This is a genomic window from Calidithermus chliarophilus DSM 9957 (genome assembly GCF_000430045.1).
Taxonomy (GTDB): Bacteria; Deinococcota; Deinococci; order Deinococcales; family Thermaceae; genus Calidithermus; species Calidithermus chliarophilus.
In genome coordinates this window covers 236,320-237,625 of record NZ_KE387025.1, presented here as the reverse complement: position 1 = coordinate 237,625, position 1,306 = coordinate 236,320, and the positions used below count along the sequence as shown (strand labels likewise).

Sequence of the window (1,306 nt, the reverse complement as noted above, 5' to 3'; positions counted from 1 at the left end):
GTGCGGCGGGGGCTGGGGCGGGGGCTGGCCCCCGGCGAGGTCGCCCGCAGGGTGGCCATGCCCACCCTCCCCGCCATCCTCCGGGGGGAGGCGTAGGGAATTGCCGGGGTGGACAGACCCGATGGATCTCTCCTGAAGGGGGTCGTCCTCAATCAGGCGCCCTTCCGGTCGGCAGCGCGGACGGCGTGGGCAATGTCCTTCACCGGCAGGAAGAGGCGGCCCGGCGTCCCCGGAAGGGGGCGGAAGCCGTGAGCCTCGTAGAACTTCCGGGCCTGCTCGTCCAGGGCATCCACGATCACCGCCCGGGCCCCGACCTGTTGTGCGATGGAGAGGCAGTGCCTCAGGGCCCGGTCAAGAAGGAAGGCCCCAAGGCCCTGCCCGTGGTAGGCCTGGTCAAGGGCCAGGCGGCCCAGCAGCAGGCACGGCACCACCGGGTAGGGGACGCCCTTGGCCTGCTCCGGCGGCAGCCGGGAGAGGTCGACGCCGGTGGCCGCGAGGCTGTAGTAGCCGATGACCCGCGACGGGTCGCGGGTAGGGTCGACCAGCACGAAGGTGCGGGCCAAATCCCGCTTGTGGTCCTGGCCCGCCTGGGTTTTGAGGTACTCATCGAGCGGGGGCTTACCACAGGAGAAAGCCGCCCGGTCGTGCTCGCCGAGCGGCTCGATGATCAGGCCCTCCAGCCGCATCCTCATCCCCGGCGGCGGTCAAGACCCCTCCCCCGCCTTGCGCGGGGGGATGCCCCGGTGGCGGCGGAACAGCTCGGTGAGCCGTTCGTTGGGGGTGGCGGGCCCCGAAAGGGCTGCGGCGAAGTTCTCGGCGGCCTCGAGGCTCAGCCGGATCACCTGCTGGGCCTCGACGGTGCGCCGGGCGGCCTCGAGGACGTGCTGGCGCATGAACTGGCTCACGGTCACCCCGCTCATCATGGCGGCTCGCCGCACGAGGAGCCTGCTCTCCTCGTCGAGCCGCATCGGGATGGGCTTGTTGCTCAGCCGGGCGGCCGATGCCTTCTTCGTAGTCGTTTTCGGCATAACGTATACAGCCTCCTTCTGAAGTCCGGAACAGCCGCATTGAAATGGTATGTCAATTCGTGATACAAAGCAAGCCTGCGCAGTTCGGTCTGGGACGGCCGGTGAGCCGGACGGCCTTCGTCGAGGCGCTGCACGCCCTCTTCGCCCTGGCCGAGGCCGCCCGCCGCCTGGCCATGCCCACCCTCCCCGCCATCCTCAGGGGGAGGTCTAGGCTCCCCCCAGGGGGCCCTGGCCCCCGCCAGCGCCAGCCACTCCCCGCGCCAGGCCAGAGGCGCGAG

The 1,306-nt window shown here is 70.8% G+C and carries 2 protein-coding genes; both read right to left on the bottom strand.

Features of this window, described 5'->3' with window-relative positions:
- Positions 1-152: 152 nt before the first annotated feature.
- Entirely contained in the window at positions 153-692 is a 540-nt protein-coding gene (locus MEICH_RS0116115) for a GNAT family N-acetyltransferase (RefSeq protein ID WP_027893452.1), read from the bottom strand.
- Between the two features lie 12 nt (positions 693-704).
- A complete protein-coding gene (locus MEICH_RS0116110) occupies positions 705-1,028 on the bottom strand; it encodes a type II toxin-antitoxin system TacA family antitoxin (RefSeq protein WP_084542375.1) in 324 nt (107 codons plus the stop codon).
- Between the last annotated feature and the right edge of the window lie 278 nt (positions 1,029-1,306).